The following is a 24,427-nucleotide window of genomic DNA, read 5'->3' on the forward strand; positions in this document are numbered from 1 at the left end:
TCCGACAACCGCGCCGGACCGGGCACCGCCGGAAGGTCGACCTCGGCCACCGTCAGGCCCAGCCCGAACCCGCCACCTATGAACACACCCCGAACCTAGACACCGGGTACGACAGTTCCAGGCCGCTGAGCAGGCATGAAGGAACGCCTGCCCGCCCGACAGCGCCGGCGCCCCGGCCTGCTCAGCGAAGTCGACGGCGGTGCCGAACAGCGTCGTCCTCGAGGTGCGGTGCTGCGGAACGGCGCCTCCTCCCACCGAACGTCATGTGCAGGACCACGTCGCCACGGTCAGCCGGAGGAACCGCCGTCGACGGAGCGGGCCATCGCCACCCGGCGGCCGTGGCGATCCAACCCGAGCGCGCGTTCGCGTGCGACCAGAGCGCGCAGTCCCGGCCCCAGCTCGTCGGTGACCCGCCAGCCGTGCCGGGCGTACCACGACGCGTTCCAGGGCACGTCGGCGTAGGTCAGCAGCGTGACCCGCCGGGCACCGGACCCCGGGCCTCCTCGACCGAGGCCGCCAGCAGCGCCGCGCCGATCCCACGCCTGCCTGCATCGGGATGGACCGACAGCTGCTCGAGGTGGACGTCGTCGTCCACGCGCTCCAGGACGGCGAAGCCGACCACCGGCGCTCCGGCCACCAGCACCCGCCAGGCCGCCGCCCGCTCCTCCGCAGTCGCCGGGAGCGGCAGGTCGAGGACGCCACGAGCCCGGAACGACCCGTCCGCGGCGGCCTCGACGGCCGGGAGCTCGGCCAGCTCCTGCAGCGACGCGTGGCGGACCGAGGAGAGGGTGGTCACCCCGGCAGCCTGCCAGCGTGCCGGTTCCCGAGCCTCCCTCCGGGAATGGGAGGCTCGGGAACCGTGGCGGACAGGGGGGTGCGCGCGCCGACCTGGCTCGAGGAGCTGGTCCGCACCACTCCGCCGCCGGTGCCCTGGCGCGACGTCGTCCGCTTCGCCGTCGCCATCCCGGCACCGCTGGCTCTCGCCGTCGCCGTCGAGGGCGGGATCGAGGCCGGTGCGGCGCTGGGTGCGGGCGTGTTCGCCACCACCGGCGCCCTCGCGGCCAGCCTCGCCCCGCAGCCGGGCCCGCTGCGGGAACGGCTGCGGCGCACCGCGGCGGCGATCGGCTTCGGCGGGGTCGGCCTGGTCATCGGTCAGTTCGTGGCCGGCGGTGGCTGGCTGCCGGTGGTGGCGGTCGCGGTCGTGGCCGCGGTGGCGGCGCTGATCAGCGCGGTCAACTCGGCGATGTCCCTCGGCTCGCTGCAACTGCTCGTCTACACGGCGCTGGCGTCCGGCCTCAGCACGCCGCTGTCCGCGGTCGCCGAGGTCGCGTTCTTCGTCGCCGGGGCCGCCTGGGCGACGCTGCTCACGCTGGTCCAGTACCGGACGGAGCCCAGCGACCCCGACCGCGCCGCGGTGGCCGCCGTCTTCAGCCGCATCGGCGAGCTGCTGGCAGCGATCGGCACGCCGGACACCGAGGAGGCGCGGCGCGGCCTCACCACCGCCCTCAACGGCGCCTACGACCGCGTCATCCGCAGCCGCGGCCGGACGTCGGGCCGCAGCCGGGAGCTCGCCGAGCTGGCCGGGGTGCTCAACTCCGCGGCGGCCCTGGTGGAGGGCGCCGTGGCCGCCGTCCGCGCCGGCGTGCCGGCCGATCCGCACGACATCACCGCCGCGCACGCCTTGGCCGCCGCGGTCAACGGCAGCCGCGAACTGCCGGCGCAGCGACCCGACGCCCTCGAGGGCGGTGAGTCCACCCACCGCGCGGTCCGTCACGGCCTGCGGCTGGTGTGGAACGTCGTCGGCGACCCGGAGGAACGGGCCATCGCCGCGGTGCCCCAACAACGACCCGACTGGCGGATGCGCCTGCGCGACGTCGTCGACCGCACGCTCGGCAGCCGCGACAGCCGGGCCTTCGCCGTCCGGCTGACGCTGTGCATGACCGTCGCCGAGATCGCCCGGCAGTACCTGCCGATCGAGCGGCCCTACTGGGTGCTGCTCACCGTCGCGATCGTGCTGAAGCCGGACTTCGGCTCGGTCTTCACCCGGGCAGTGCAGCGCGGGGCGGGGACGCTGCTCGGCGTCCTCATCGGCTCGCTGCTGCTGGCGGTGCTGCCGCGCAACGCCTGGGTGCTGGTCGCGATGGCGCTCGCGGCCGGGCTGCTGCCGTGGGCGCGCAACGCCAACTTCGGGCTGTTCTCCGTCTTCCAGACGCCGGTCATCATCCTGCTGCTGGACCTGGCCCTGCCCGGCGGACCGGAGCTGGTCGGCGCCCGGCTGCTGGACACCCTCATCGGTTGCGGCATCGTCCTTCTGTTCGGCTACCTGCTGTGGCCGCAGACCTGGCGGGCCCCGCTGGACGAGGCGCTGCGCGACGCCGCGCTCGCGCTGGACGGCTTCGTCGACGCCGCGTTCACCGGCGGCCCGGCCGACCGCCGCCGGGCCCGCCGGAAGAGCTACCGCGCGCTCACCGAACTGCACACCCAGCTGCAGCGCCGGCTGGCCGAGCCACCGCCGGTCAGCACCCGCGCCGCCGCGTTCTGGCCGGTGATCGTGCAGCTGGAACGGACGTCGGACGCCGTCACCGAGGCGGTCATCGCCACCCGGCACGGCGAGCCGGCACCCGACCTCGCCCAGGTCGCCGTCCTCCGCCGAGCCATCCGGGAACTCGAGGACGACATCCGCGCGCACCGGCTGCCGGACGACGCCGAGATCCACGCCGACGGCGTCCTCGCGCCGGTCGCCCGGGAGGTGGATGCCGCCCGCCGCCTCGTCCGCGACGCGGCACCCGGACGCGCCCGTGCGGACGGCGGCTGACGCGGGTTCGATGGACCGGTGACCTCCCGCACCGTCCGCACCGACGACGGCGTCGACCTGCACGTCGAGACCGACGGCAGCGGCCCGCTGACCGTCGTCCTCTCCCACGGCTTCACGGCGCGGCTGGGCGAGTGGGACCTGCAGCGGGAGGTCTTGCGCCACCGCGCCCGCCTGGTCCTCTGGGACCAGCGCGGTCACGGCCGGTCGGGCTGGACGCCGCTCACGGCCGCGACGATCGACCGCACCGGACGCGACCTCGGTCAGGTGCTCGACGCCGTCGTCCCCGAGGGGCCGCTGGTGCTGGCCGGGCACTCGATGGGTGGCATGAGCGTCATGGCGCTGGCCCGGCAGCGCCCGGAGCTGTTCGGCACCCGGGTGGTCGGCGTCTTCCTGCTCGCCACCTCCGCCGGCGGGCTGGTGCGCAACGGCCTCCTCGGCCTGTGGCTGCGGATGGTCCGGTGGCTCGGGCTGCTGCCGCTGTGGCTGGGCCTGCTCCAACTGCTCGCGCCGCTGCTCGAGCGGTACCGGCGCCGTGGCACGGCGCCGGGCCGCTGGTTCACCCGCCGCTACCTGTTCGGCCGGGACGACGCCGACCCCGCCACCGTCCGCCAGGTGCAGGACCTGCTCGAGGAGACGCCGTACACGGTGACCGCGGCCTTCTACTCGACGTTCCTCGACCACGACGAGAGCGCGGCCCTGCCGGTGCTCGGGCGCGTCCCGGTCACCGTCGTCGCCGCGTCCCACGACCGGCTCACCCCTGCCGGGCACGGCCGGGCGCTCGCGGCGGGCATCGGCGACGCGGCCGAGCTGGTCGTCGTCGAGGGAGCCGGCCACAGCGTCAACCTGACCCGGACGGGGGTCGTCGACGCGGCGTTCCTGGCGCTGCTCGACCGGGTGGAGGCCGATCAGCAGCAGCGCCGGGCCGGGTGACCTCCGGTGGACGTGACGCACGGCTCGTGATCGGCTTGCCGCGGCCAGGACCGATGACGACCGCCGCCCCGGCACCGGGCGGCCCGGGAGGGTGACCGTGGACCGCTTGAGCCCGACCGACGCCGGCTTCTACTACGCCGAGAGCGAGAACACGCCGCTGCACGTGGGGTCGGTGTCGGTGTTCGAGGGGCCGGCCCCGACCTACGGCGACGTCGTCCGTCTGCTGCTGAGCAAGCTGCCGATGGTGCCCCGGTACCGGCAGCGGGTGCGCGAGGTGCCCATGCACCTGGGCCGGCCGCTGTGGGTCGACGACCCGCACTTCCAGATCCTGTACCACGTGCGGCACACCGCCGTCCCGACGCCGGGCAGCGAGGAACAGCTGCGCAACCTGGCCGGCCGGGTCCTCGGGCAGCGCCTGGACCTGGCCAAGCCGTTGTGGGAGCTGTGGCTGGTCGAGGGCCTCGAGGACGGCCGGTGGGCGCTCATCTCCAAGGTCCACCACTGCATGGTCGACGGCATCGCCGGCACCGACCTCATGCAGCTGGTGTTCGACCTGACCCCCGACGCCACCCACCCCGAACCGCAGGACTGGACGCCGCACCGCACCCCGTCGGGCGTCGAGGCGGTGGCCGGGGCGGTCCAGGAGAGCCTCATCTCCCCCCTGCGCCGCCTCCCCCGGCTCGCGAACCCCAGCGGCCTGCGCCAGGCGTCGACGACCGCCCTCAAGACCGGGCGGTCGCTCGCCTCGCGGGTGCCGAAGGTGGCCCGGCAGGTCACCACGCCGGTGGCCCGGTCCCTGTCGGGGCCGATCGGCCCGCACCGCCGCTGGGCCTGGACCGACACCGACTTCGGCGAGCTCAAGGAGATCCGGACGGCGCTGGGCGGCACCGTCAACGACGTCGTCCTCAGCGCGATCGCCCGGGGGTTCCGCGACCTGCTCGAGCGGCGCGGGACCCTCAGCGAGGGCCTGGTGGTCCGCTCCATGGTCCCGGTCTCGGTCCGGGCCGCCGCCCAGCGCGGCCAGCTGAACAACCAGATCGCCCCGGTCTTCGTCGACCTGCCCGTCGGCGAGCCGGACCCGGTCGCGCGCCTGACGTCGATCCGCCGGCAGATGGACGCGCACAAGAAGCTGATGCAGACCGTCGACGCCCGGTCGATCATCGGCATGGGCGACTTCGTGGCCCCGACACTGCTCGCCCTCGGCGTCCGCGCCGCCCTCGCCGCGGGGCAGGGGTTCTCCCAGACCGTCACCACCAACGTGCCGGGTCCGCGGGTCCCGCTCTACGTCCTCGGCCGGCGCATGCGCTCGGCCCACGCGTACGTGCCGATCGCCGGCGGCATGCGGGTCTCGATCGGGATCTTCTCCTACCTGACGACCATGACCTTCGGGATCAACGCCGACTTCGACGCCTTCCCCGACGTCGACGTCCTGTCCGGGGGCATCCGCCGCGGCATCGACGAACTGCTGGCCGTGGCCCGCCAGGCGGACCGGGCGCCCGCCTCCTGACGGGTTGACCGCGCCGGCCCGGGGTAGCCGGTCGGCGTGGCTGCCGAGACCGACCTGACCGTCGCCGTCACCGGCCCGACCGGGACGTTCGGCGCCGGGCTGGTGCCCCTGCTGCAGGACGACGAGCGGGTGCGGCGCGTCGTCGGGGTCGCGCGGCGGCCGTTCGACCCGGCCGAGCGGGGCTGGACCACGATGACCTACCACCGCGGCGACGTCCGGGAGCCCGAGGCCCTGCGCGAGGCCTTCTCCGGTGCCGACGTCGTCGTCCACCTGGCGTTCCTCATCACCGGGAACGCGCCCCGCGCGACCACCCGGGCGGTCAACGTCGACGGCACCCTCGCCGCGTTCCGCGCCGCCGCGGAGGCCGGCGCCCGCCGGTTCGTCTACGCCTCCTCGGTGGCCGCCTACGGGTTCCACCCGGACAACCCCGCGCGGATCTCCGAGGACTGGCCCACCCGCCCCGCCGCGCGGCTGTTCTACGCGCAGGAGAAGGCCGAGACCGAGCAGCTGCTGGCGGCCGAGGCCGCCAGGACGCCCGGCACGGCGCTCTACCTGCTGCGGCCCTGCGTCGTGCTCGGGCCCCACGCGGTCGGCGCCAAGGACGTGCTGCCCGGTCCCCTGGCACCGTTGGGACGCCGGCTGTTCGGCCGCCCCCGCCGGCTGCCCGTCCCGGTCCCGCTGCTGGCCCCGGAACTGCCGGTGCAGTTCGTGCACGAGGACGACGTCGGCCGCGCCCTGCAGCTGTGCGTCGTCGCCGCCGGCCCACCCGGGGCCTACAACATCGCCGGGGACGGCGTCCTGACCCTGGCCGACGTGGTCCGTGAGGTCGGCGGGCTGCCCATCCCGCTGCCCGCCGGCCCGGCGCAGCTGGCCGCCCGCGGCGCGGCACGGCTGCCCTTCCTGCCCCCGGCCGCCCAGTGGGTGGAAGCGGTCAGCCGGCCGGCGATCATGGACACCTCGCGGGCCAAGGAGCGGCTGGGCTGGGCGCCACGCCACACCGGCCTGGAGGCGCTGCGGGCCACGCTGCGCTGAGGGACCCCTCCTCCGGGCCCCTGGGAGGCCCTAGCCGGTGCGCACCACCGAGGGCAGCCAGTCGAGGACGAGCTCCGCCACCCTCCCGGGGACCTGCAGCTGGGGCATGTGCCCGACGCCGGCCAGTTCCACGTACCGCCACTGCGGATGCCGGCGGGCGGCGTCCCGTGCCGCGGTGACCGGCACCAGGCGGTCACGGTCGCCGTGCACGAGCAGCACCGGGACGTCGACCCCCGCCATCGCCCGCCGCATGAGCCGTGGGTCGGCCAGCAGCAGGAGCAGCGACCGGGCGGCGGTGAGGAAGGCGCGGTCCATCCCCGCGACGTCCTGGCGCTGGTCGACCATCGCCACGGAGCGGTCGATCAGCGCGGGCGGCACCGCGGCCGGGTCGACGCCGCACAGCTCCAGCATCTCCAGCACGGCCGCCCGCGACCCCCGGCGCAGCCGCCGCGCGGCGAGGTAGCGCTCACCCACGCCGGGCAGCGCGTAGAGCGCGAACTCGCGCGCGACCCGGGCGTCGAGGCGCTGCCGCGGGCCCGGGACGGCGGGGTCGACCAGCACCAGCCCGCTGACCTTGGCCGGGGACCGGGCCGCCTCGAGGATCGAGATCATCCCGCCCATCGAGTTGCCGACCAGGACCACCGGCGCGCCGGCGACCTCGCGGACGAAGCGGTCGAGCACCGCCACGTTGTCCCGCACCCGGGTCAGCCGCGGACCGGGCTCGCTGAGCCCGAACCCGGGCAGGTCGATGGCGTGCACCCGCGCGTGCGGGCTCAGCAGCGGTGCCAGGAGGTCCCAGTTGAGGTGCGAGCCGCCGAGGCCGTGCACCAGGACGACGGTCGGGTGGCCGGGCGCGCGGGCGGCGTCCGCACCGCCGAAGTCGACGTGGTGGACCGGACCACCGAGGTCCACGGTGGCGCTGCGCCCCGGGCTCGTCGCGTCGTGCACGCCGACACGCTGCCACGGCCGGGCGGCCGCGGCCCGTCGACCGGTCCCCGGCGACCGGTGGCCACGGACCGGCCCACCGGACCGCTGGGATGTGTCACAGGTCACCGTCAGACTGCCGATGAGTGGTGCAGGAGTCCGCAGGGTGTCGCCGACCCCCCGCGGTGGTACCCGCTGGGAACGGGCCGGGCGACGAGGAGGACCACGTGTCAGGACCACGGGACGCACGGCTCCGGGGCGACGGCCCGCCCCTCTCCCTGTACCTCACCGAGCCGGCCCGCGGCGCGGCGGACTTCGGCCTCTACCTCGCCGCCCGGCCGCTGGTACCCCGGCTCCCGCGCGGTGACGGCCACCCCGTGCTGGTGCTGCCGGGCCTGCTCGCCGACGACACCTCCACCCACGTCCTCCGCTCGGTGCTGCGCCGCCTCGGTTACCGCGTGCACGGCTGGCGGCTGGGCCGCAACATCGGCCCGACGGCGGCCTGCGTCGGCGGCATGCGGGACCGGATCGACGACCTCAGCGACCGCTACGGCCGGCCGATCTCGCTCGTCGGCTGGAGCCTGGGCGGCATCTTCGCCCGCGACCTGGCCCGCCGGACGCCGGACTCCGTCCGCCAGGTGGTCACCCTGGGCAGCCCGTTCCGGTTGGTCCGGCACAGCCAGAGCCGCGCCAGCCGCGCCTTCGCGCGCTACGCCCACCTGCACGTCGAGCACCGCACGCTGCCGCTGGAGCCCGACGGCTGCCCGCTGCCGATGCCCACGACCTCGATCTACTCCCGCCTCGACGGCATCGTCCACTGGCAGACCTGCCTGGACGTACCGGGCGAGCACTGCGAGAACATCGCCGTGCTCGCCAGCCACCTGGGCCTGGGGCACCACCCCGCCGCGCTGTACGCCCTGGCCGACCGGCTCGCCCAGCCCGAGGGGCGCTGGCGGCCGTTCCGCCCGCCGCTGGTGCTGCGCCCGGCCTTCCCCCGCCCGGACGTCCCCGCCGGCGGGTCGCCTGTGGTCTCCGCGGCCTGAGGACCGCCAGCAGAGGTGGTCAGGTGACCGTGAACGAACCGTTCATGCTGGGGTGCGGGTCGCACAGGTAGCGGTACTCGCCGGCCTCGAGGGTGACCACCCAGGTGGTCTCGACCTTCTCCCTCTCGCCGGTCTTCTCGTCGACCGCCCCGTCGCCGCCCTGCAGGTGGAAGTCGTGGATGTCGGTCTGGTCGGTGACCTCGATGTTGTACTCACCGGCCGGCAGTTCGGTCACCGGGTTGCCGTCCTCGTCGACCAGCGAGATCTCGAAGGCGTTGGGGGACTCCTCCGTCCCCACCATCGCCGTCAGGGTCGGCGCCCCCTCGGCGCGGGTCTCCTCGGCCGGCTCCTCCGCCGGACTGCTGCAGGCAGCCACCAGCAGGAGCAGTGCACCGGCGCTGGCTCGTGACCCCGTCATCTCTGCTCCCCGGACGTCCGCTGTGCTCGAACCGGAGCCCACTGTCCGCTCACCGGTGACCGCGCGGAAGAGGTTTCCTCCTGCAACGGCGAGGAGTGGGCTCCGATCCACCCGAGCGGGGGACGGCGGCTACCCGGCCCGCTCGGCCGCGCTGCGCTCGACGCAGAACTCGTTGCCCTCCGGGTCGCGCAGGGTGACCCAGCCGAGGCCGTCGGAGGCCCGGCGGTGGTCCTCGTGCATCGTGGCGCCGAGGGCGAGCAGCCGCTGCACCGCCTCGTCGCGGGTGCCCGTCGGCGGCTCGATGTCGAGGTGCACGCGGTTCTTCGCGACCTTCTCGTCGGGCACTCGGATGAAGAGCAGTCCCGGCGCCTGGTCCGACGGCGGCTCCAGCAGCACCTCGTCGTCCTCGGGCTCGTCCTCGACCACGAAGCCGGTGACCTCGGCCCAGAAGCGGGCCAGCCGCAGCGGGTCGTGGGCGTCGATCGTGATGTGGCGGACCGGGTTGGCGGGCATGGCGCCACCCTGTCAGGCGGCCGGTGCGAAGGTGGGCGCGGCAGGGATCGAACCTGCGACCGCTCGCTTGTAAGGCGAGAGCTCTCCCGCTGAGCTACGCGCCCCGCGCGCCCAGGGTAGAGGAAGGGCCCCCCTGCCCCCGCCGCTCGCGAGCTCGCGGCGGGACCCTGCAGGGGGGCCGCCCCCGGCCGCGACCTCAGGCGGCGAGCTGGGTGATCGCGTCCTTCCAGCCGGACTGCTCGCGGGCGTCGCCGGGCTGGTTGACCTCCGCGAAGGCGATCTTCCCCTCGGCGTCGACCAGGAAGGTGCCCCGGACGGCCATGCCGGCCTTGTCGTTGAACACGTCGTAGGCCTGGGCGACGGCGCCGTGCGGCCAGAAGTCCGAGAGCAGCCGGAAGTCGAAGCCCTCCTGCGCCTTGAAGGCCTTGAGGCTGAAGACCGGGTCGGTGCTGATCGCCAGCACCTCCACCCCGGCGTCGGTGTAGGTGGTCAGCTCGTCGCGCAGCTGGCACAGCTCACCGGTGCAGATGCCGGAGAACGCGAACGGGTAGAAGACCAGCAGCACGGGCGTGCCGCGCAGGTCCGCGAGCGACACCACCTGCTTGTCCTGGTCGGGGAGGCTGAACTCGGGCGCGACGTCGCCGACGGAGAGGCTCATGCCCCCGATCGTGCCGCACCGGCCGCGGCGGCCCGCACCGCCCCCTCACCGGGCCCCGCCGCGAGCTCGCGAGTGGTGGGGGGCGAGGGGGCCTTCCGTCACCGGCGGGTGCGGGCGGCCTTCGGGGTCACCAGCCGGATGCCCGACCAGTCCTTGGCCGCGGAGATGCTGCTCGTCTGCGCCAGGCCCGCGGTCGGCGCGGCCTCGGTGACGTCGCCGGGCTCGACGTGGCCCGGCCGCCCCGACTTCGGCACGAGCAGCCACACCACGCCGTCGTCAGCGAGGGAGGCGATCGCGTCCACGAGGGCGTCCACGAGGTCACCGTCGTCCTCGCGCCACCAGAGGACCACGACGTCGGCCACCTCGTCGGTGTCCTCGTCGACCATCTCGCCGCCCGAGAGGTCGATGATCGAGTCGCGCAGGTCCTCGTCGGCGTCCTCGTCCCAGCCGAGCTCCTGCACGACCATGCCCGGCTTGATGCCCAGCCGGGCCGCCATGCTGGCGCTGCCCGAGTCGACGCTCATCCCTGCTGTTCCTCCATGTGTCGGCGATGCTGCTGACCGGCGGCACGGTCGTGCCCCGTCGTCGGTGTCACGGGCGCACGTGGTCCGCGCCGCGGATCGAGGTGGAGGGGAGTTCCACGGGGCCGGACACGACCAGCGGGAGCGGTCCCCGCAGCCTGGTCATGTCACCCCTTCCGTCCGTCCCGGTCGTCCACGCCCCTGTGCCGGGGCCTCGTCCGGCCGGGTCACCGGTCGGCGTTGGCGGAAGCGTAGGGCATGCCTGGTCAGGCGCAAGCGCTCGAAAGCCGCCACGCCCGCGGCCCGCCGTCCCGACATGTGGGCCCGGACGTGACGACGGCTCGATCCTCGGGGGACGATGGGCGCATGAGCGCACCGCAGCAGTCGGACGGCGACCCCGCCCGCGATGCAGGCAAGGCCCGCGCGGTCATCACCGACGGGCTCCCGAGCCAACTGGTCGACACCGACCCGGACGAGACGCAGGAGTGGCTGGAGTCGCTCGACGCGGTCGTCGACCACGCGGGCCGCGGCCGGGCCCGCTACCTCATGCTCCGGATGCTGGAGCGCAGCCGGGAGCAGCAGGTCGGCGTCCCGGCGCTGCGCAGCACCGACTACATCAACACCATCCCGCCCGAGCGGGAGCCGTGGTTCCCCGGTGACGAGGACGTCGAGCGCCGGATCCGCGCCTACATCCGCTGGAACGCCGCGATCATGGTCCACCGCGCGCAGCGGCCGGGGATCGCTGTCGGCGGGCACATCTCCTCCTACGCCTCGTCGGCGTCGCTGTACGAGGTCGGCTTCAACCACTTCTTCCGCGGCAAGGACCACCCCGGCGGCGGGGACCAGATCTGGTTCCAGGGCCATGCCTCCCCCGGCATCTACGCCCGCGCCTACCTCGAGGGGCGGCTCACCGAGCAGCAGCTGGACGGCTTCCGCCAGGAGGTCAGCCACCCGGGCGGCGGGTTGTCGTCCTACCCCCACCCGCGGCTGATGCCGGACTTCTGGGAGTTCCCGAGCGTCTCGATGGGCCTGGGCCCCATGAACGCGATCTACCAGGCGCGGTTCAACCGCTACCTGCACGACCGCGGCATCAAGGACACCTCCGACCAGCACGTCTGGGCCTTCCTCGGCGACGGCGAGATGGACGAGCCGGAGTCCCTCGGCGTGATCGGCCTGGCCGCTCGCGAGGAGCTGGACAACCTCACCTTCGTCATCAACTGCAACCTACAGCGGCTCGACGGCCCGGTCCGCGGCAACGGCAAGGTCATCCAGGAGCTGGAGTCCTTCTTCCGCGGCGCCGGCTGGAACGTCATCAAGGTGATCTGGGGCCGCGGCTGGGACGCCCTGCTGGCCGCCGACCGCGACGGCGCCCTGGTCAACCTGATGAACCAGACGCCGGACGGCGACTACCAGACCTACAAGGCCGAGGACGGCGCGTTCGTCCGGGAGCACTTCTTCGGCCGTGACCCGCGCACCCGCAAGCTCGTGGAGAACATGAGCGACAAGGAGGTCTGGGACCTCGCCCGCGGCGGGCACGACTACCGCAAGGTCTACTCCGCCTACAAGGCCGCCATGGACCACAAGGGGCAGCCGACGGTCATCCTCGCCAAGACGATCAAGGGCTGGACGCTGGGCAGCCACTTCGAGGGCCGCAACTCCACGCACCAGATGAAGAAGCTGACCGCGGAGGACCTCGCGAACTTCCGCGACCGGCTGTACCTGCCGATCCCCGACGAGGCGCTCGACAAGACCCTGCCGCCCTACTACAAGCCCGGCCCGGACTCCGACGAGATGCAGTACATGCTCGAGCGGCGCCGGGCGCTCGGCGGGGCGGTGCCCCGGCGGCGGGCCGAGTTCAAGACGCTGAAGGAGCCGGAGGACAAGGCCTTCGACGTCCTGCGCCGGGGCTCGGGCAAGCAGGAGGTGGCGACGACGATGGCGTTCGTCCGCCTGCTCAAGGAGCTGCTCAAGGACCCCGAGCTCGGCCCGCGGTTCGTGCCGATCATCCCGGACGAGGCCCGCACGTTCGGCCTGGACTCGTTGTTCTCGTCGCACAAGATCTACAACCCGGCGGGGCAGCGCTACACCTCGGTCGACCGGGAACTGATGCTGGCCTACAAGGAGTCCGAGCAGGGCGTCATCCTGCACGAGGGCATCAACGAGGCCGGGTCCACCGCGTCGTTCACCGCCGTCGGCACCTCGTACTCGACGCACGGCGAGCCGATGATCCCGATCTACATCTTCTACTCGATGTTCGGGTTCCAGCGCACCGGTGACGGGTTCTGGGCCGCGGCCGACCAGATGACCCGCGGTTTCGTCCTCGGCGCGACCGCCGGCCGGACGACGCTCAACGGCGAGGGCCTGCAGCACGAGGACGGGCACTCGCTGCTGCTGGCGCACACCAACCCGGCCGTCGTCAGCTACGACCCGGCGTTCTCCTTCGAGGTCGGCCACATCACCAAGGACGCCCTGCGCCGCATGTACGGCGAGGACCCGGGGGCGCCGCTGGGCGGGTCCCGCAGCCCCGACGTCATGTACTACCTGACCGTCTACAACGAGCCCTACAGCCAGCCGGCCGAGCCCGAGGGCCTCGACGTCCGCGGCCTGCTCGCCGGCATGTACCGGTACGCCCCGGGGCGGGGCGACGGTCCCCAGGCGCAGGTCCTCGCCTCCGGGGTCGCGGTGCCGTGGGCGCTGCGCGCCCAGGAGCTGCTGGCGCAGGACTGGGGCGTCTCGGCTGACGTGTGGTCGGTGACGTCGTGGACGGAGCTGCGCCGGCAGGCCGACGAGGCCGAGGAGTGGAACCTGCTGCACCCGGGCGAGGAGGCGCGGGTCCCCTACGTCACCTCGGCGCTGCAGGACGCCCCGGGGCCGGTGGTCGCGGTCTCGGACTGGATGAAGGCCGTCCCCGACCTGATCGCCCCCTTCGTGCCGGGCGGGATGGCGACGCTCGGCACCGACGGGTTCGGGCTGTCCGACACCCGCCCGGCGCTGCGCCGGCACTTCCACGTCGACGCCGAGACGATCGTCGTCCGCACCCTCGCCTCGCTGGCCAGGCGCGGCGAGGTCGACGGCGACGTGGTGCGGCATGCCGTGGAGAAGTACCAGGTGCGCGACGTGCAGGCGGCACCCGCGGAGGAGCGGTCGGACCCGAGCCCGGCCACGTGACAGAGGCCGACGACGGCCTGCTCGTGGCCGTCGTCGGCGGCGGGGTGGTGGGGCTGACCTGCGCCCTGGAGCTGGCCCGTGCGGGGCACCGGGTGCGACTGCACAGCGCCGACCCGCCCGAGGCGACCACGTCGGCGGTGGCGGCCGCCATCTGGTTCCCGTACCGGGCGGCGCCGGTGGACGCCGTCCTGCGCTGGGGGGCCACCTCGCTGGCGGTCCTCACCGCGCTGGCCGCCGACCCGGCGACCGGCGTGGTCCTGCGGCCGGGCACCGTCGTGCACCGCACGCCCGAGCCGGACCTGTGGTGGGCTCCGTCGGTGCCGGGGCACCGCCCCGCCCGTCCGGGCGAGCTGCCGCCCGGCGCGCCGGGCGGCACCCGCTGCACCCTGCCGGTGGTCGACATGGGCCGGTACCTGCCGTGGCTGGCCGCCTCCTGCCGCGCCGCCGAGGTCGAGGTGGTCCCCGGCCGGGTCGACCGGCTCGGCGACGTGGCCGCCGACGTCGTCGTCCTGGCCGCGGGCCTGGCGTCGGGACCGCTGGCCGGTGACGACTCGGGGGTCCCCGTGCGCGGTCAGGTGGTGCGGCTCGCCGACCCCGGGCTGGCCGACTGGCTGCTCGACGAGGACCACCCCGACGGCCTCACCTACGTGGTGCCGCGCGGGCACGACGTCGTGTGCGGCGGCACGGCGGAGGTCGGCGCCACCGGTACGGACCCGGACCCGGACGTCGAGGCGGCCGTGCTGGCCCGGGTGCGGGCGCTGGTGCCCGCGCTGCGCGACGCGCCGGTCCGCTCCCGGGCGGTCGGGCTGCGACCGGGGCGACCGACGGTACGGCTGGAACGGATCGAGGTGGACGGCCGGGCGGTGGTCACCTGCTACGGCCACGGCGGTGCCGGCGTGACCCTCTCGTGGGGCTGCGCCGCGGACGTCGCCGCCCTGGTCGGCTGAAGAAGGACCTCAGCCCGTGAGCGCCTGGGCGGCCATGGCCGCGTACAGGGCGGCCCCGTCGGGCAGCACGTCCTCGTCGAAGACCACGAGGTTGGAGTGGTTCCCCGGCGCGGAGGCGGGGTCGTGTCCGGGCGGGCAGGCGCCGAGGAAGGCCATCGCGCCCGGCACCCGCTCCAGCACGTAGGCGAAGTCCTCGGCGCCCATGAGCGGCTCCCGGGCCTCGACGCTGCGCTCCGCGCCGAGCAGCGCCGCGGCCGTCGTCCCCACGCGCTCCGCGACCGCGGCGTCGTTCACCGTGACGGGGTACCCCTGCCGGTGCTCGAACTCCACGGTCATCTCGTGCGCCGCGGCGACGTGCTCGGCCACCCGACGCACCGACGCGACCATGTCCGCCCGTCGCTCCGCCGAGAGCGTGCGGATGGTGCCCTCCAGGAACGCGGTGTCGGGGATGACGTTGTCGGTCGACCCTGCGGAGAGGTGCGCCACCGTGAGCACGGCCGGGTCGAACACCGGCGCCCGCCGGGTCACCGTCGCCTGCAGGGCCAGCACGATCTCGGCGGCCACCGGCACCGGGTCGGCGGCGGCGTGCGGCATGGAGGCGTGCCCGCCGCGCCCGCGCACGGTGACCGCCCAGTGGTCGGCCGCGGCCATCATCGGGCCGGGGCGCACGCTCACCGAGCCCGACGGCTGGGTGGAGAAGACGTGCAGCGCGAAAGCGCCGCTCACCGGCGCACCGGGGACGACGTCGAGCAGGCCCTCCTCGAGCATGTAGCGGGCGCCGTGGAAGCCCTCCTCCCCCGGCTGCAGCATGAACACGACCTGCCCGGCCAGCTCGTCGCGGCGCTCGGCGAGCAGCCGCGCGGCGCCGAGCAGCATCGCGACGTGCAGGTCGTGGCCGCAGGCGTGCATCGCACCGGGCACCTCGGAGGCGAACGGCAGCCCGGTGTCCTCGTGCACGGGCAGGGCGTCCATGTCGGCGCGCAGCAGGTAGGTCGGCCCGGGGCGGGCGCCGCGCAGCACGCCGACCGCCGAGCTGGTCGACGTCCCGGTGGTCACCTCGACCGGCAGCTGCGCGAGCTCCTCGAGCACGACGGCCTGCGTGCGCGGCAGGTGCAGGCCGATCTCCGGGTGCCGGTGCAGCCTCCGCCGCAGGTCGACGGTCCGGTCGGCGTCCGCGCGCGCCGCGGCGAGCAGGGAGAGGACCCCCTCGCCCCCCGCCACCAGCGAGCTCGCGGCAGGACCCTGCGAGGGGGCCGGTTCCATGCTCAGGACTCTGCCCACGCAGGCCGGGTGGTGTCCAGTTGCCACACGACCGCGGTCGCGGGGCCGTGCACCGGGCCGCCGTGCTGGGGCTCCACCCGCATCCCGTCCGGACCGGCGAGCACGAGCAGTCCCGGCGGCACGGTGGTCCACGTCCCGGCGTCCACCACCTCGGTCCACAGCCGGGCGTCCGAGCGGCGGAGGGGCACCCAGCCGTCCGCGTTGGGGTGCACCTCGTGGGTCGCGGACTCGCCGGGCGCCGCGCTGCGCAGGTACGTCTGGAGCACGTGCGCGCCGTCGTCCCCCGCGACCTCGTCGTGCTCGAGGCCGGTGCCGGCCCGCAGGACGGCGACGTCCCCGGCGACCACGTCGGCGCCCTCGCCCCACGCGTGCCGCACGGAGCCGGACAGCACCACCGCCACCACGTCGACCGACCGGTGCGGGTGCCGCCCGTAGCCGGCGCCCGGTGCCAGCCGGTCGTCGGCGATCCGCAGCACCGGGCCGAGCGAGCCGTCGTCGGGCGCCAGCAGCACCCGCGAGTCCAGCCCGCTCGCATCGGGTCCGGTCATGTCGGGTCCGCTCCCTTCTCCTGGGCCGGGAGGGCGGCGCGCCCGCCGGGGAGGGCACCGGCGAGCAGCGCGACCGCCAGTGACCACGCGACGCCGAGGGCCCAGCCGCCGACCACGTCCGACGGGAAGTGCACGCCCAGCCAGATCCGGGTCAGCCCGACCAGGACGGCGAGCCCGACCCCGCCCGCCACGGCCAGCCGGCGCCTCCGAGGGGTCAGCCGTGGCCAGGCGAGCACCAGGCCGACCGTGACGAGGGTGGCGACACCCGAGGAGTGCCCGCTCGGGAAGCTCAGTCCGCCGTGGTGCAGCCCGCCGTCCTCGAACGCGGGGCGCACCCGCCCGACCGCCTCCTTGAGCAGCACGGTGAGCGGACTGACCCCGACGTTCGCGGCGATCACCCACGCCGCGGTCCACCACGCGCGCCGTGCGCCGAGCCAGAACAGGACGGGGAGGAACACCAGCACCCGGAACCAGACGACGCCGGGGGTGGTGAGCACCTCCAGGACGACGGTCACCACGGTGGCGCGCTCGTCGCCCGCGTAGAGCGCCTGGCTGACGGCCTCGTCGACGCGGATCTGCGGAGCGGCGCCGGTCACCACGCCCGCGCCCAGCGCGGTCAGCACCCCGAGGCCGCCGCAGACCGCGGTCAGCGCACGCCGGCGGGCGGTCCCGGTCGCTTCCCGCCGCAGGACGTCCACCGCTCCACTGTGCCCGACCGGGCGTGACAGGGTTGGCCCGTGTCGGAACGGGGAAGCCGCCCGCCGCCGTCGGCGGGCACGCTGCGGCGGCTGGAGCGGGCGTCGGGGTCCCTGGCCACCCGCGCGGTGGCCCGGATGGACGACGACCTGCCCTGGTTCCGCACGATGCCGGCCGACCAGCGGTCGTGGGTGATGCTGGTGGCCCAGGCCGGGCTGGCCTCGTTCGTGGAGTGGTGCCGCACCCCCGACCGACCGCCCCGGCTGACCGGTGAGGTGTTCGGCGCGGCTCCGCGCGAGCTGGCCCGCGTCGTCCCGCTCAAGCACACCGTCGACCTGGTCAAGGTGACCGTCGAGGTCATGGACGACTTCGTGGAGTCCGTCGCCGAGCCGGGGGACGCCGACGCGCTGCGCCTGGCGGTGCTGCAGTACAGCCGCGAGGTGGCGTTCGCCACCGCGCACGTCTACGCCACCTTCGCCGAGAGCAGGGGCGCCTGGGACGCGCGGCTGGAGGCGCTGGTGGTCGATGCGCTGGTCCGTGGCGAGCGCTCCGAGGAGCTGTCCGGGCGCGCGTCCGCGCTGGGCTGGGCGGCGATGAGCCCGGTCACCGTGCTGGTCGGCGCGGCCCCTCCCGAGGGGGACGCGCACGCCCGAGCCCGGCGGGCGGCGCGGCAGATGCGCACCGAGGTGCTGGTCGGGGTGCACGCCGAGCAGCTGGTCGTCGTCCTCGGGGGCTCCGACGAGCTCCGTTCGGTGGCCGAGCGCGTGGCCGACGAGTTCGGCCCCGGCCCCGTGGTGGTGGGCCCGGTCGTCGACCGGCTCGCCCAGGCCGGCGACTCGGCGGGAGCCGCACTGGCCGGCCTGCGCGCCGCACCGGCCTGGCCGGGGGCGCCCCGGCCGGTGGCCGCCGACGCGCTGCTGCCGGAGCGGGCCCTGGACGGCGACCCGGTGGCGCGGGCGACCCTGCACGAGCGGGTCACGCTGCCCCTGCAGGCGGCCGGCGGCGAGGTCCTGGAGACCGTCCGGGCGGTGCTCGCCGGCGGGGGCAACCTGGAGGCCAGCGCGCGGGTGCTGTTCGTGCACCCCAACACGGTCCGGTACCGGCTCAAGCGGGCCACCGAGCTGACCGGGCTGTCGGCCACCGATCCGCGGGGTGGCTGGACCCTCCAGGTCGCCCTGGCCCTGGCCGCCCTCGACCAGGACCGCTCGCTCTGGCACTGAGCTGGCCCTCCGGTGTGGTGGATCCCACTACCGACACCCCGCGAACAGGCGGCGGCATCGCGCATCTGTTGTAGGAACCCTCCAAAGCGCACCGGTCCCCTTTCGTGCCGACCACCACCCGCACCGCGCCGCGATCCCTGGCACGGTGAGGAGGTGCTGGCCGTCCTCGCCCCCGGACAGGGTGCGCAGAAGCCCGGGATGCTGAGCGACTGGCTCGAGCTCCCGGGCGCAGAGTCCTTCTTCCGCTGGGCCGGCGCGATCGCCGACGCCGACCTCCTCGCGCTCGGGACGACCGGTGACGCCGAGGCGATCAAGGACACCGCGGTCACCCAGCCGCTGGTGGTCGCGATGAGCCTGTTCATCGCCCGCGAGCTGGGTGGGCTGCCCGGCCCGGTCCCCCACACCCCGCAGGCCGGCCGGGACGTCGTCATCGCCGGGCACAGCGTCGGCGAGCTGACCGCCGCGGCGCTGGCCGGGGTCCTCTCGGTGGAGGCGGCGATCGCCCTCACCGCCGTCCGGGGGCGGGCCATGGCCGCCGCCTGCGCGCAGACGCCGACCGGGATGTCCGCCGTCCTCGGCGGCGACCCCGACGAGCTGACGGCCGCGCTGGACCGGCACGGCCTGGTGGCCGCCAACCTCAACGGCGGCGGCCAGACGGTCGTCGCCGGACCGCTCGACGGGCTGGCCGCGCTCAAGGCGGCTCCGCCGGCGAAGGCCCGCGTCGTGCCCCTGTCGGTGGCCGGCGCCTTCCACACCGCGTACATGGCCCCCGCCCGGACCGAGCTCGAGGGCCTGGTCGGTGGCCTGACGCCGGCCGACCCGAGTCGGCTGCTGCTCTCCAACGCCGACGGCGCCGCGGTGACCACCGGCGCCGAGGCCCTCGCCCGGCTGGTCACCCAGGTGACCAGCCCGGTGCGCTTCGACGCGTGCCTGGCCACGATGCGGGACCTCGGCGTCACGGCCGCGATCGAACTACCCCCGGCCGGGGCACTGGCGGGGCTCGCGAAGCGGGAGTGGAAGGGCGCCGACGTCGAGGTCCTCGCCGTGACCGGCCCGGCCGACCTCGACCGGGCACGCGAGCTCATCGCCGCCGAGCGGGGCCGCGCCGAGGCCCAGCACCTGCCCGACTGGCGGGTGGTCGTCTCCCCCGTGCGGGGCACGGTCAGCCCCGCCGCCGTCGCCGAGGGGACGCGGCTGCTGGCCGGCACGCCACTGGGGCGGATCCGCAGCCGCCGCGAGGAGGTCGACGTCTCAGCCGGGTACGACGGGGTACTGGCCGAGTGGCTGGTGCACGACGGCGACCTGGTCGACGCAGGGGACCCGATCGCCCGTCTCTACCCGGAGGAGTCGGAATGACGAGCCTGCAACTGCCCAGTGGCGCGCCCGGTGCGCGGATCCTCGGCTTCGGCAGCTACCGCCCGCGCCGACGGGTCACCAACGACGAGCTCGCCCAGACCATGGACACCAACGACGAGTGGATCCAGGGGCGGGTCGGCATCGCCGAGCGCCGGTGGGCGGCACCCGACGAGACCCTCGTGGAGATGTCGGTGGCCGCCGGCGGCAAGGCCCTGGCGGCCAGCGGCCTCGACGCCGGCGACATCGATCTCGTCCTGCTGGCGACGACCAGCCCCCCGACGGCCATCCCGGGTCTCGCCCCCCGGATCGCCCACCAGATCGGTGTGCCGCGACCGGGCGCGTTCGACGTCAACGCCGGGTGCGCCGGATGGTGCTATGCGCTCAGCGCGGCAGCCGACGCGATCCGTTCGGGGTCAGCGCGCCACGCCCTGGTCATCGGGGGGGAACGGCTCACCGACTACACGAACCTCGACGATCGGGCGACCGCGGTGATCTTCGCCGACGGCGCCGGGGCGGCCGTGCTCGGGCCGTCCGACGAGCCGGCGGTCGGCCCGGTCGTCTGGGGCAGCGACGGTGACCTGCACGAGGCCATCGCCATCCCCGAGGGGGAGGCCGGCATGAGCATGGCCGGGCAGGCGGTGTACCGCTGGGCCACGACCAAGCTCACCGACACCCTCGTCGAGGCGATGCGTCGCGCCGGCGTGGGCCCGGAGGACATCGACGTCTTCGCGCCGCACCAGGCCAACCTCCGCATCATCGAGCTCATGGCCAAGCGGCTGAAGCTCCCCGAGCGCACCGTGATCGCCCGCGACGTCGTCACGTCGGGCAACACCTCGTCGGCCTCGGTGCCCCTCGCGCTCGCGGCGCTCGTCGAGAGCGGCGAGGCCAAGACCGGCGACGTCGCCCTGCTCCTCGGGTACGGCGCCGGGCTGACCTTCGCCGGTCAGGTCGTCGTGCTGCCGTGATCGTGCTGCGATGAGCAGGCACCACCATCCCCCGGCTCGTCCGGGTACCACGGCGGGTCCGCCCGCCCCATCCGAGAGAGAGGACCCCGCGTGAGCGAGGACATCCAGACCGGTCTGGCCGAGATCCTGGAGGAGGTCGCCGGGGTCGCCCCCGCCGACGCCACGCCGGAGAAGTCGTTCACGGAGGACCTCGACGTCGACTCGTTGTCGATGGTCGAGATCGCCACCGCCGTCGAGGACAAGTTCGGCGTCGCCATCCCCGACGACGAGCTCGGCAACATCAAGACCGTCGGCGACGCGATCAGCTTCATCCAGAAGAACCAGTAGGAGTCGAAGGACCCCCCTGCCCCCACGCCCGGCGCGGGGACCGCAGGGGGGCCTGACCGGCCGCCCGGCCGCACGTCCAGGAGGAACCGTCATGAGCACGTCTGTCGACGACGTCGTCGTCACCGGTCTCGGTGCCACCACACCGCTCGGTGGCGATGTCGCCAGCACGTGGGACGCACTGCTGGCCGGGCGGTCCGGGGTCAGCCGGATCACCGACGACTGGGTCAAGGAGTTCCCGGCGCAGCTGGTCGCCCGGCTGGCCGAGGACCCGGTCGCCCGACTGGACCGGGTGCGCGCCCGGCGGCTGGACCGCAGCCAGCAGGTGGCCGTCATCGCCGCCGAGGAGGCGTGGCAGGACTCCGGCGCCGGCGACGCGGGCGTGGACCCCCTGCGGATCGCCGTGGTCTTCGGGACCGGGATCGGCGGGGCGCTGACCCTGCTCGGCCAGGACGACGTCCTCGAGGAGAAGGGGCCCAAGCGGGTCTCCCCCTTCACCATCCCGATGCTCATGCCCAACGGCCCCGCCGCCGCGGTCGGGCTCGCGGTCGGCGCCAAGGGCGGCGTGCACGCGCCGGTCAGCGCCTGCGCCTCCGGCGCCGAGGCGATCCGCTGGGGTCTGGACCTGCTGCGCTTCGACCGCGCCGACGTCGTGCTCGTCGGCGGCACCGAGGCCTGCGTGCACCCCCTCCCGATGGCCGGGTTCGCCGCGATGCGCGCGATGAGCACCCGCAACGACGAGCCCGAGCGCGCCTCGCGCCCCTTCGACAAGGCGCGCGACGGCTTCGTGCTCGGGGAGGGCGCCGCGGCGATCGTGCTCGAGCGCGCCGACGCCGCCAAGGCGCGCGGTGCCCGGGTGCACGCCCGGCTGGCCGGCGCCGGAGGCACGGCCGACGGCTACGACCTGGTCGCCCCGCACCCCGAGGGCGAGGGCGCCGGCCGGGCCATCGCCGCCGCCATCCGCGACGCCGGGCTCACCCCCGCCGACATCGCCCACGTCAACGCGCACGCCACGTCGACGCCGGTCGGCGACACCGCCGAGGCCGCCGCGATCCGCGGCGCCATCGGCGAGCACGTGGTGGTGACGGCGACCAAGAGCCAGACGGGGCACCTGCTGGGCGCCGCCGGGGCGCTGGAGTCGGTGTTCACCATCCTCGCGCTGCGCGAGCAGATCGTGCCGGCGACGGCCAACCTCGACGACCCGGACGACGACGCCGCCGTGCAGGCCCTCGACATCGTCCGCCGCGAGCCCCGGCGCATGACCCTCTCGGCGGCCGTCAACGACTCCTTCGGCTTCGGCGGGCACAACATCGCGCTGGTGTTCACCACCGTCTGAAGAAGGACCCCCGCTGCAGGGTCCCGTCGGCTACCCGCCGGTCGGGCCGTCCCCGCACGCCCGCGCCCGGTCCCTGGAGGTCCCGTGACCACCGTGCACGCCGCTCCCGTCGCCACCTCCGCCGATCCGCGCGACCCCGAGGACCGGCTGCACCGGTTCTTCGACGCGGACTCGATGGCCCTGCTGGCCCCCCGCGACGCGTCGGGGGTCGCGGCGGCCCGGGGCACGGTCGCGGGCCGCGCGGTGATCGCCTACTGCACCGACGCGACCGTGATGGGCGGTGCCATGGGCCTGCACGGTTGCCGGCACGTCGTGGACGCAATCGACACGGCGGTGCGGGACCGGCTGCCGGTCGTCGGCATCTGGCACTCGGGCGGCGCCCGGCTGGCCGAGGGCGTGACGGCGCTGCACGCGGTCGGCGAGGTGTTCGCGGCGATGGTGCGCGCATCGGGCCGGGTGCCGCAGATCTCGGTGGTGCTCGGCCCGGCCGCCGGCGGTGCCGCCTACGGGCCCGCCCTCACCGACCTGGTGATCATGGGACCGGCCGGCCGGGTCTTCGTGACCGGGCCCGACGTCGTCCGGTCGGTCACCGGGGAGGACGTCGACATGGAGCGGCTGGGCGGCCCGGACACCCACGGCCGGCGCAGCGGCGTCGTGCACGTGGTGACCGGGACCGAGCAGGCGGCGCTGGACACCGCCCGCGACGCGGTGGACCTGCTGGGCACCCAGGGGTCCTTCGCGCCCGCGGACGGCGAACCCGACGTCGACCTCTCCGCCCTGCTGCCCGAGCGGCCCAACCGCGCCTACGACGTCCGGCCGCTGGTCGCCGGCCTCCTCGACGGCCCGGGCCTGGAACTGCACCCCCGGTGGGCACCCAACATCGTCACGACGCTGGGCCGCCTGGCCGGGCGGACGGTCGGGGTGGTCGCCAACAACCCGCTGCGGCTGGGGGGCTGCCTGGACTCGGCGTCGGCGGAGAAGGCGGCCCGGTTCGTGCGGATGTGCGACGCCTTCGGCGTCCCGCTGGTGGTGCTGGTCGACGTGCCCGGCTACCTGCCCGGCGTCGGCCAGGAGTGGGACGGCGTGGTGCGGCGCGGGGCCAAGCTGCTGCACGCCTTCGCCGAGGCCGTGGTCCCCCGCGTGACGCTGGTGACCCGCAAGTCCTACGGCGGGGCCTACATCGCGATGAACGCCCGGTCGCTCGGGGCGACGGCGGTGTTCGCCTGGCCCGGGGCCGAGGTGGCGGTCATGGGGGCCAAGGCCGCCGTCGGGATCCTGCACCGCAAGCAGCTGGCCGCCGTCCCGCCGGCCGAGCGGGAGGCGCTGCACGCCCGGCTCGCCGCCGAGCACGAGCTGATCGCCGGCGGGGTGGCCCGGGCCCTGCAGATCGGGGTCGTCGACGAGGTCGTGGAGCCGCCGCGGACCCGGCGCCGGCTGGTGGACGCGCTGGCGGCAGCCCCGGCGGGTCGCGGCGCACACGGCAACATCCCGCTCTGACCCCCGGTGCGGACGCAGCAGGGCCCGGCACCTCGGCGGAGGTGCCGGGCCCTGCCGTTCCCGGCCTGTGCCGCCCGGACGCCGCTTCCCCGACGACGTCCGGACGACCCGGCCAAGCCTACGACGAGGGCTGGGGGGCCACCCCCCGGTCGTGGCCGCATTGTGATGAAGGACCCCGTCCCCCTCACCGCTCGCAGGCTCGCGGCGAGCCTCTGGACGGGGCTTCAGACGACCTGGTGGAGCCAGGTGACCGGGCTGCCGTCACCGGCGTGCCGGTAGACCTCGAGGTCGGCGTCCCAGGCCGCACCGAGCAGCTGGTCGACCCCGTGCCGGAACGCCTCGATGGAGCTGGTGGTGGCAGCGAGGTGCCGCAGCTGCTGCTCGCTGATCATGATGTCGCCGTTGGCGCTCGTGGGCGCCCGGAAGACACCGTGCCCGGGCACGTACGACATGCGCTCGCCGTCGTTGCCGTGGCTGGCTTCCTCGGTCACCTCGAAGCGCAGCATCGGCCACGCGCGCAGCGCAGCGACCAGCCGGGCACCCGTCCCGGGGGCACCGGTCCAGGCGACCTCGGCACGGTAGGAACCGTGTGCCGCGGGCTGGTCGGCCCACGACAGGGAGACCGGCGCGCCGACGACGCGTTCGAGCGCCCACTCGACGTGCTGGCAGAGCGCCTTCGGGCACGCGTGCACGAAGACGACACCCTGGGTAGACCGTCGTTGCACGGG

At 75.0% G+C, this 24,427-nt stretch carries 24 protein-coding genes and 1 tRNA gene; 13 read left to right on the forward strand and 12 right to left on the reverse strand.

Annotated features, from left to right (window positions below):
• Positions 1–287: 287 nt before the first annotated feature.
• Positions 288–452, reverse strand: coding sequence for a hypothetical protein (locus GCU56_RS24080; protein ID WP_239522396.1), 165 nt, complete (start codon positions 450–452; stop codon positions 288–290).
• Between the two features lie 11 nt (positions 453–463).
• Positions 464–796 (reverse strand): GNAT family N-acetyltransferase, encoded by a 333-nt coding sequence (locus GCU56_RS24085; RefSeq protein WP_345771879.1) that lies wholly within the window; start codon positions 794–796, stop codon positions 464–466.
• A 78-nt stretch (positions 797–874) separates the two neighbouring features.
• Here GCU56_RS24085 and GCU56_RS15960 point away from each other — a divergent pair, with 78 nt between their 5' ends.
• From GCU56_RS15960 to GCU56_RS15975, 4 genes are all read left to right on the forward strand, one after another.
• Entirely contained in the window at positions 875–2,815 is a 1,941-nt protein-coding gene (locus tag GCU56_RS15960) for an FUSC family protein (RefSeq protein WP_345771880.1), read from the forward strand.
• 18 nt (positions 2,816–2,833) lie between these two features.
• Positions 2,834–3,745 carry an alpha/beta fold hydrolase gene (locus GCU56_RS15965; RefSeq protein ID WP_163482739.1) on the forward strand — a complete coding sequence of 304 codons (912 nt, stop codon included), beginning with the start codon at positions 2,834–2,836 and terminating at the stop codon, positions 3,743–3,745.
• Positions 3,746–3,842: 97 nt separating this feature from the next.
• Positions 3,843–5,252, forward strand: coding sequence for a wax ester/triacylglycerol synthase family O-acyltransferase (locus GCU56_RS15970; RefSeq protein ID WP_163482740.1), 1,410 nt, complete (start codon positions 3,843–3,845; stop codon positions 5,250–5,252).
• Positions 5,253–5,288: 36 nt separating this feature from the next.
• Complete coding sequence (locus GCU56_RS15975) at positions 5,289–6,284, forward strand: NAD-dependent epimerase/dehydratase family protein (RefSeq protein WP_163482741.1); 996 nt, start codon at positions 5,289–5,291, stop codon at positions 6,282–6,284.
• A gap of 30 nt (positions 6,285–6,314) precedes the next feature.
• Here the strand turns inward: GCU56_RS15975 and GCU56_RS15980 are convergent, their stop codons facing one another.
• A complete protein-coding gene (locus GCU56_RS15980; RefSeq protein ID WP_163482742.1) occupies positions 6,315–7,232 on the reverse strand; it encodes an alpha/beta fold hydrolase in 918 nt (305 codons plus the stop codon).
• A gap of 203 nt (positions 7,233–7,435) precedes the next feature.
• Here GCU56_RS15980 and GCU56_RS15985 point away from each other — a divergent pair, with 203 nt between their 5' ends.
• A complete protein-coding gene (locus GCU56_RS15985; RefSeq protein ID WP_163482743.1) occupies positions 7,436–8,251 on the forward strand; it encodes an alpha/beta hydrolase in 816 nt (271 codons plus the stop codon).
• A gap of 19 nt (positions 8,252–8,270) precedes the next feature.
• Here GCU56_RS15985 and GCU56_RS15990 read toward each other — a convergent pair whose 3' ends face one another.
• The 5 genes from GCU56_RS15990 to GCU56_RS16010 all read right to left on the reverse strand — a co-directional run bounded on the left by GCU56_RS15990 (position 8,271) and on the right by GCU56_RS16010 (position 10,364).
• Complete coding sequence (locus GCU56_RS15990) at positions 8,271–8,669, reverse strand: hypothetical protein (protein WP_163482744.1); 399 nt, start codon at positions 8,667–8,669, stop codon at positions 8,271–8,273.
• Positions 8,670–8,798: 129 nt separating this feature from the next.
• Positions 8,799–9,182 carry a VOC family protein gene (locus GCU56_RS15995; RefSeq protein ID WP_163482745.1) on the reverse strand — a complete coding sequence of 128 codons (384 nt, stop codon included), beginning with the start codon at positions 9,180–9,182 and terminating at the stop codon, positions 8,799–8,801.
• Positions 9,183–9,214: 32 nt separating this feature from the next.
• Positions 9,215–9,286: transfer RNA gene (locus tag GCU56_RS16000), tRNA-Val, on the reverse strand.
• Between the two features lie 92 nt (positions 9,287–9,378).
• Positions 9,379–9,840: a peroxiredoxin gene (locus GCU56_RS16005; RefSeq protein ID WP_163482746.1), complete on the reverse strand. Its 462-nt coding sequence runs from the start codon at positions 9,838–9,840 to the stop codon at positions 9,379–9,381.
• A gap of 98 nt (positions 9,841–9,938) precedes the next feature.
• On the reverse strand, positions 9,939–10,364 hold the full coding sequence (locus GCU56_RS16010; RefSeq protein WP_163482747.1) for a DUF3052 domain-containing protein: 426 nt from the start codon (positions 10,362–10,364) through the stop codon (positions 9,939–9,941).
• Positions 10,365–10,727: 363 nt separating this feature from the next.
• Between GCU56_RS16010 and aceE the strand changes: the two genes are divergently transcribed.
• Both aceE and GCU56_RS16020 read left to right on the forward strand, forming a co-directional pair.
• Positions 10,728–13,529 carry a pyruvate dehydrogenase (acetyl-transferring), homodimeric type gene (gene aceE, locus GCU56_RS16015; protein WP_163482748.1) on the forward strand — a complete coding sequence of 934 codons (2,802 nt, stop codon included), beginning with the start codon at positions 10,728–10,730 and terminating at the stop codon, positions 13,527–13,529.
• Positions 13,526–14,476, forward strand: a complete 951-nt coding sequence (locus tag GCU56_RS16020; protein WP_345771881.1) for an FAD-dependent oxidoreductase — start codon at positions 13,526–13,528, stop codon at positions 14,474–14,476. The genes aceE and GCU56_RS16020 overlap by 4 nt, the downstream gene beginning before the upstream one ends.
• Positions 14,477–14,485: 9 nt before the next feature.
• Here the strand turns inward: GCU56_RS16020 and GCU56_RS16025 are convergent, their stop codons facing one another.
• Genes GCU56_RS16025 through GCU56_RS16035 form a run of 3 tightly spaced genes read right to left on the reverse strand, consistent with a single transcriptional unit; the run spans position 14,486 to position 17,003 of the window.
• The gene (locus tag GCU56_RS16025; RefSeq protein WP_163482749.1) at positions 14,486–15,739 is read right to left on the reverse strand and encodes a M20 metallopeptidase family protein; all 1,254 of its coding nucleotides are present in this window, start codon (positions 15,737–15,739) and stop codon (positions 14,486–14,488) included.
• Between the two features lie 2 nt (positions 15,740–15,741).
• Positions 15,742–16,305: a pirin family protein gene (locus GCU56_RS16030; protein WP_163482750.1), complete on the reverse strand. Its 564-nt coding sequence runs from the start codon at positions 16,303–16,305 to the stop codon at positions 15,742–15,744.
• Positions 16,302–17,003 carry a phosphatase PAP2 family protein gene (locus GCU56_RS16035; RefSeq protein WP_163482751.1) on the reverse strand — a complete coding sequence of 234 codons (702 nt, stop codon included), beginning with the start codon at positions 17,001–17,003 and terminating at the stop codon, positions 16,302–16,304. The genes GCU56_RS16030 and GCU56_RS16035 overlap by 4 nt, the downstream gene beginning before the upstream one ends.
• A gap of 39 nt (positions 17,004–17,042) precedes the next feature.
• Here GCU56_RS16035 and GCU56_RS16040 point away from each other — a divergent pair, with 39 nt between their 5' ends.
• From GCU56_RS16040 to GCU56_RS16065, 6 genes are all read left to right on the forward strand, one after another.
• The gene (locus GCU56_RS16040) at positions 17,043–18,221 is read left to right on the forward strand and encodes a helix-turn-helix domain-containing protein (protein WP_163482752.1); all 1,179 of its coding nucleotides are present in this window, start codon (positions 17,043–17,045) and stop codon (positions 18,219–18,221) included.
• 153 nt (positions 18,222–18,374) lie between these two features.
• On the forward strand, positions 18,375–19,577 hold the full coding sequence (locus GCU56_RS16045; RefSeq protein WP_163482753.1) for an acyltransferase domain-containing protein: 1,203 nt from the start codon (positions 18,375–18,377) through the stop codon (positions 19,575–19,577).
• The gene (locus GCU56_RS16050) at positions 19,574–20,542 is read left to right on the forward strand and encodes a beta-ketoacyl-ACP synthase III (RefSeq protein ID WP_163482754.1); all 969 of its coding nucleotides are present in this window, start codon (positions 19,574–19,576) and stop codon (positions 20,540–20,542) included. The genes GCU56_RS16045 and GCU56_RS16050 overlap by 4 nt, the downstream gene beginning before the upstream one ends.
• A gap of 90 nt (positions 20,543–20,632) precedes the next feature.
• Positions 20,633–20,869 carry an acyl carrier protein gene (locus GCU56_RS16055; RefSeq protein WP_163482755.1) on the forward strand — a complete coding sequence of 79 codons (237 nt, stop codon included), beginning with the start codon at positions 20,633–20,635 and terminating at the stop codon, positions 20,867–20,869.
• A gap of 91 nt (positions 20,870–20,960) precedes the next feature.
• Entirely contained in the window at positions 20,961–22,202 is a 1,242-nt protein-coding gene (locus GCU56_RS16060) for a beta-ketoacyl-[acyl-carrier-protein] synthase family protein (RefSeq protein WP_163482756.1), read from the forward strand.
• Between the two features lie 84 nt (positions 22,203–22,286).
• A complete protein-coding gene (locus GCU56_RS16065) occupies positions 22,287–23,699 on the forward strand; it encodes a carboxyl transferase domain-containing protein (RefSeq protein ID WP_163482757.1) in 1,413 nt (470 codons plus the stop codon).
• 224 nt (positions 23,700–23,923) lie between these two features.
• On the opposite strand, the gene GCU56_RS16070 is transcribed toward GCU56_RS16065, so the two are convergent.
• Positions 23,924–24,424, reverse strand: coding sequence for a DUF3145 family protein (locus GCU56_RS16070; RefSeq protein WP_163482758.1), 501 nt, complete (start codon positions 24,422–24,424; stop codon positions 23,924–23,926).
• Between the last annotated feature and the right edge of the window lie 3 nt (positions 24,425–24,427).

Source organism: Geodermatophilus sabuli, assembly GCF_010686765.1.
Classification (GTDB): Bacteria; Actinomycetota; Actinomycetes; order Mycobacteriales; family Geodermatophilaceae; genus Geodermatophilus; species Geodermatophilus sabuli_A.

Bases quoted from the DNA above. Each gene is read 5' to 3' on its own strand.
- GCU56_RS15990 (WP_163482744.1), bottom strand. From the start codon at position 8,669: ATGACGGGGTCACGAGCCAGCGCCGGTGCACTGCTCCTGCTGGTGGCT.
- GCU56_RS15995 (WP_163482745.1), bottom strand. From the start codon at position 9,182: ATGCCCGCCAACCCGGTCCGCCACATCACGATCGACGCCCACGACCCG.
- GCU56_RS16005 (WP_163482746.1), bottom strand. From the start codon at position 9,840: ATGAGCCTCTCCGTCGGCGACGTCGCGCCCGAGTTCAGCCTCCCCGAC.
- GCU56_RS16010 (WP_163482747.1), bottom strand. From the start codon at position 10,364: ATGAGCGTCGACTCGGGCAGCGCCAGCATGGCGGCCCGGCTGGGCATC.
- aceE (WP_163482748.1), top strand. From the start codon at position 10,728: ATGAGCGCACCGCAGCAGTCGGACGGCGACCCCGCCCGCGATGCAGGC.
- GCU56_RS16025 (WP_163482749.1), bottom strand. From the start codon at position 15,739: ATGGAACCGGCCCCCTCGCAGGGTCCTGCCGCGAGCTCGCTGGTGGCG.
- GCU56_RS16030 (WP_163482750.1), bottom strand. From the start codon at position 16,305: ATGACCGGACCCGATGCGAGCGGGCTGGACTCGCGGGTGCTGCTGGCG.
- GCU56_RS16050 (WP_163482754.1), top strand. From the start codon at position 19,574: ATGACGAGCCTGCAACTGCCCAGTGGCGCGCCCGGTGCGCGGATCCTC.
- GCU56_RS16060 (WP_163482756.1), top strand. From the start codon at position 20,961: ATGAGCACGTCTGTCGACGACGTCGTCGTCACCGGTCTCGGTGCCACC.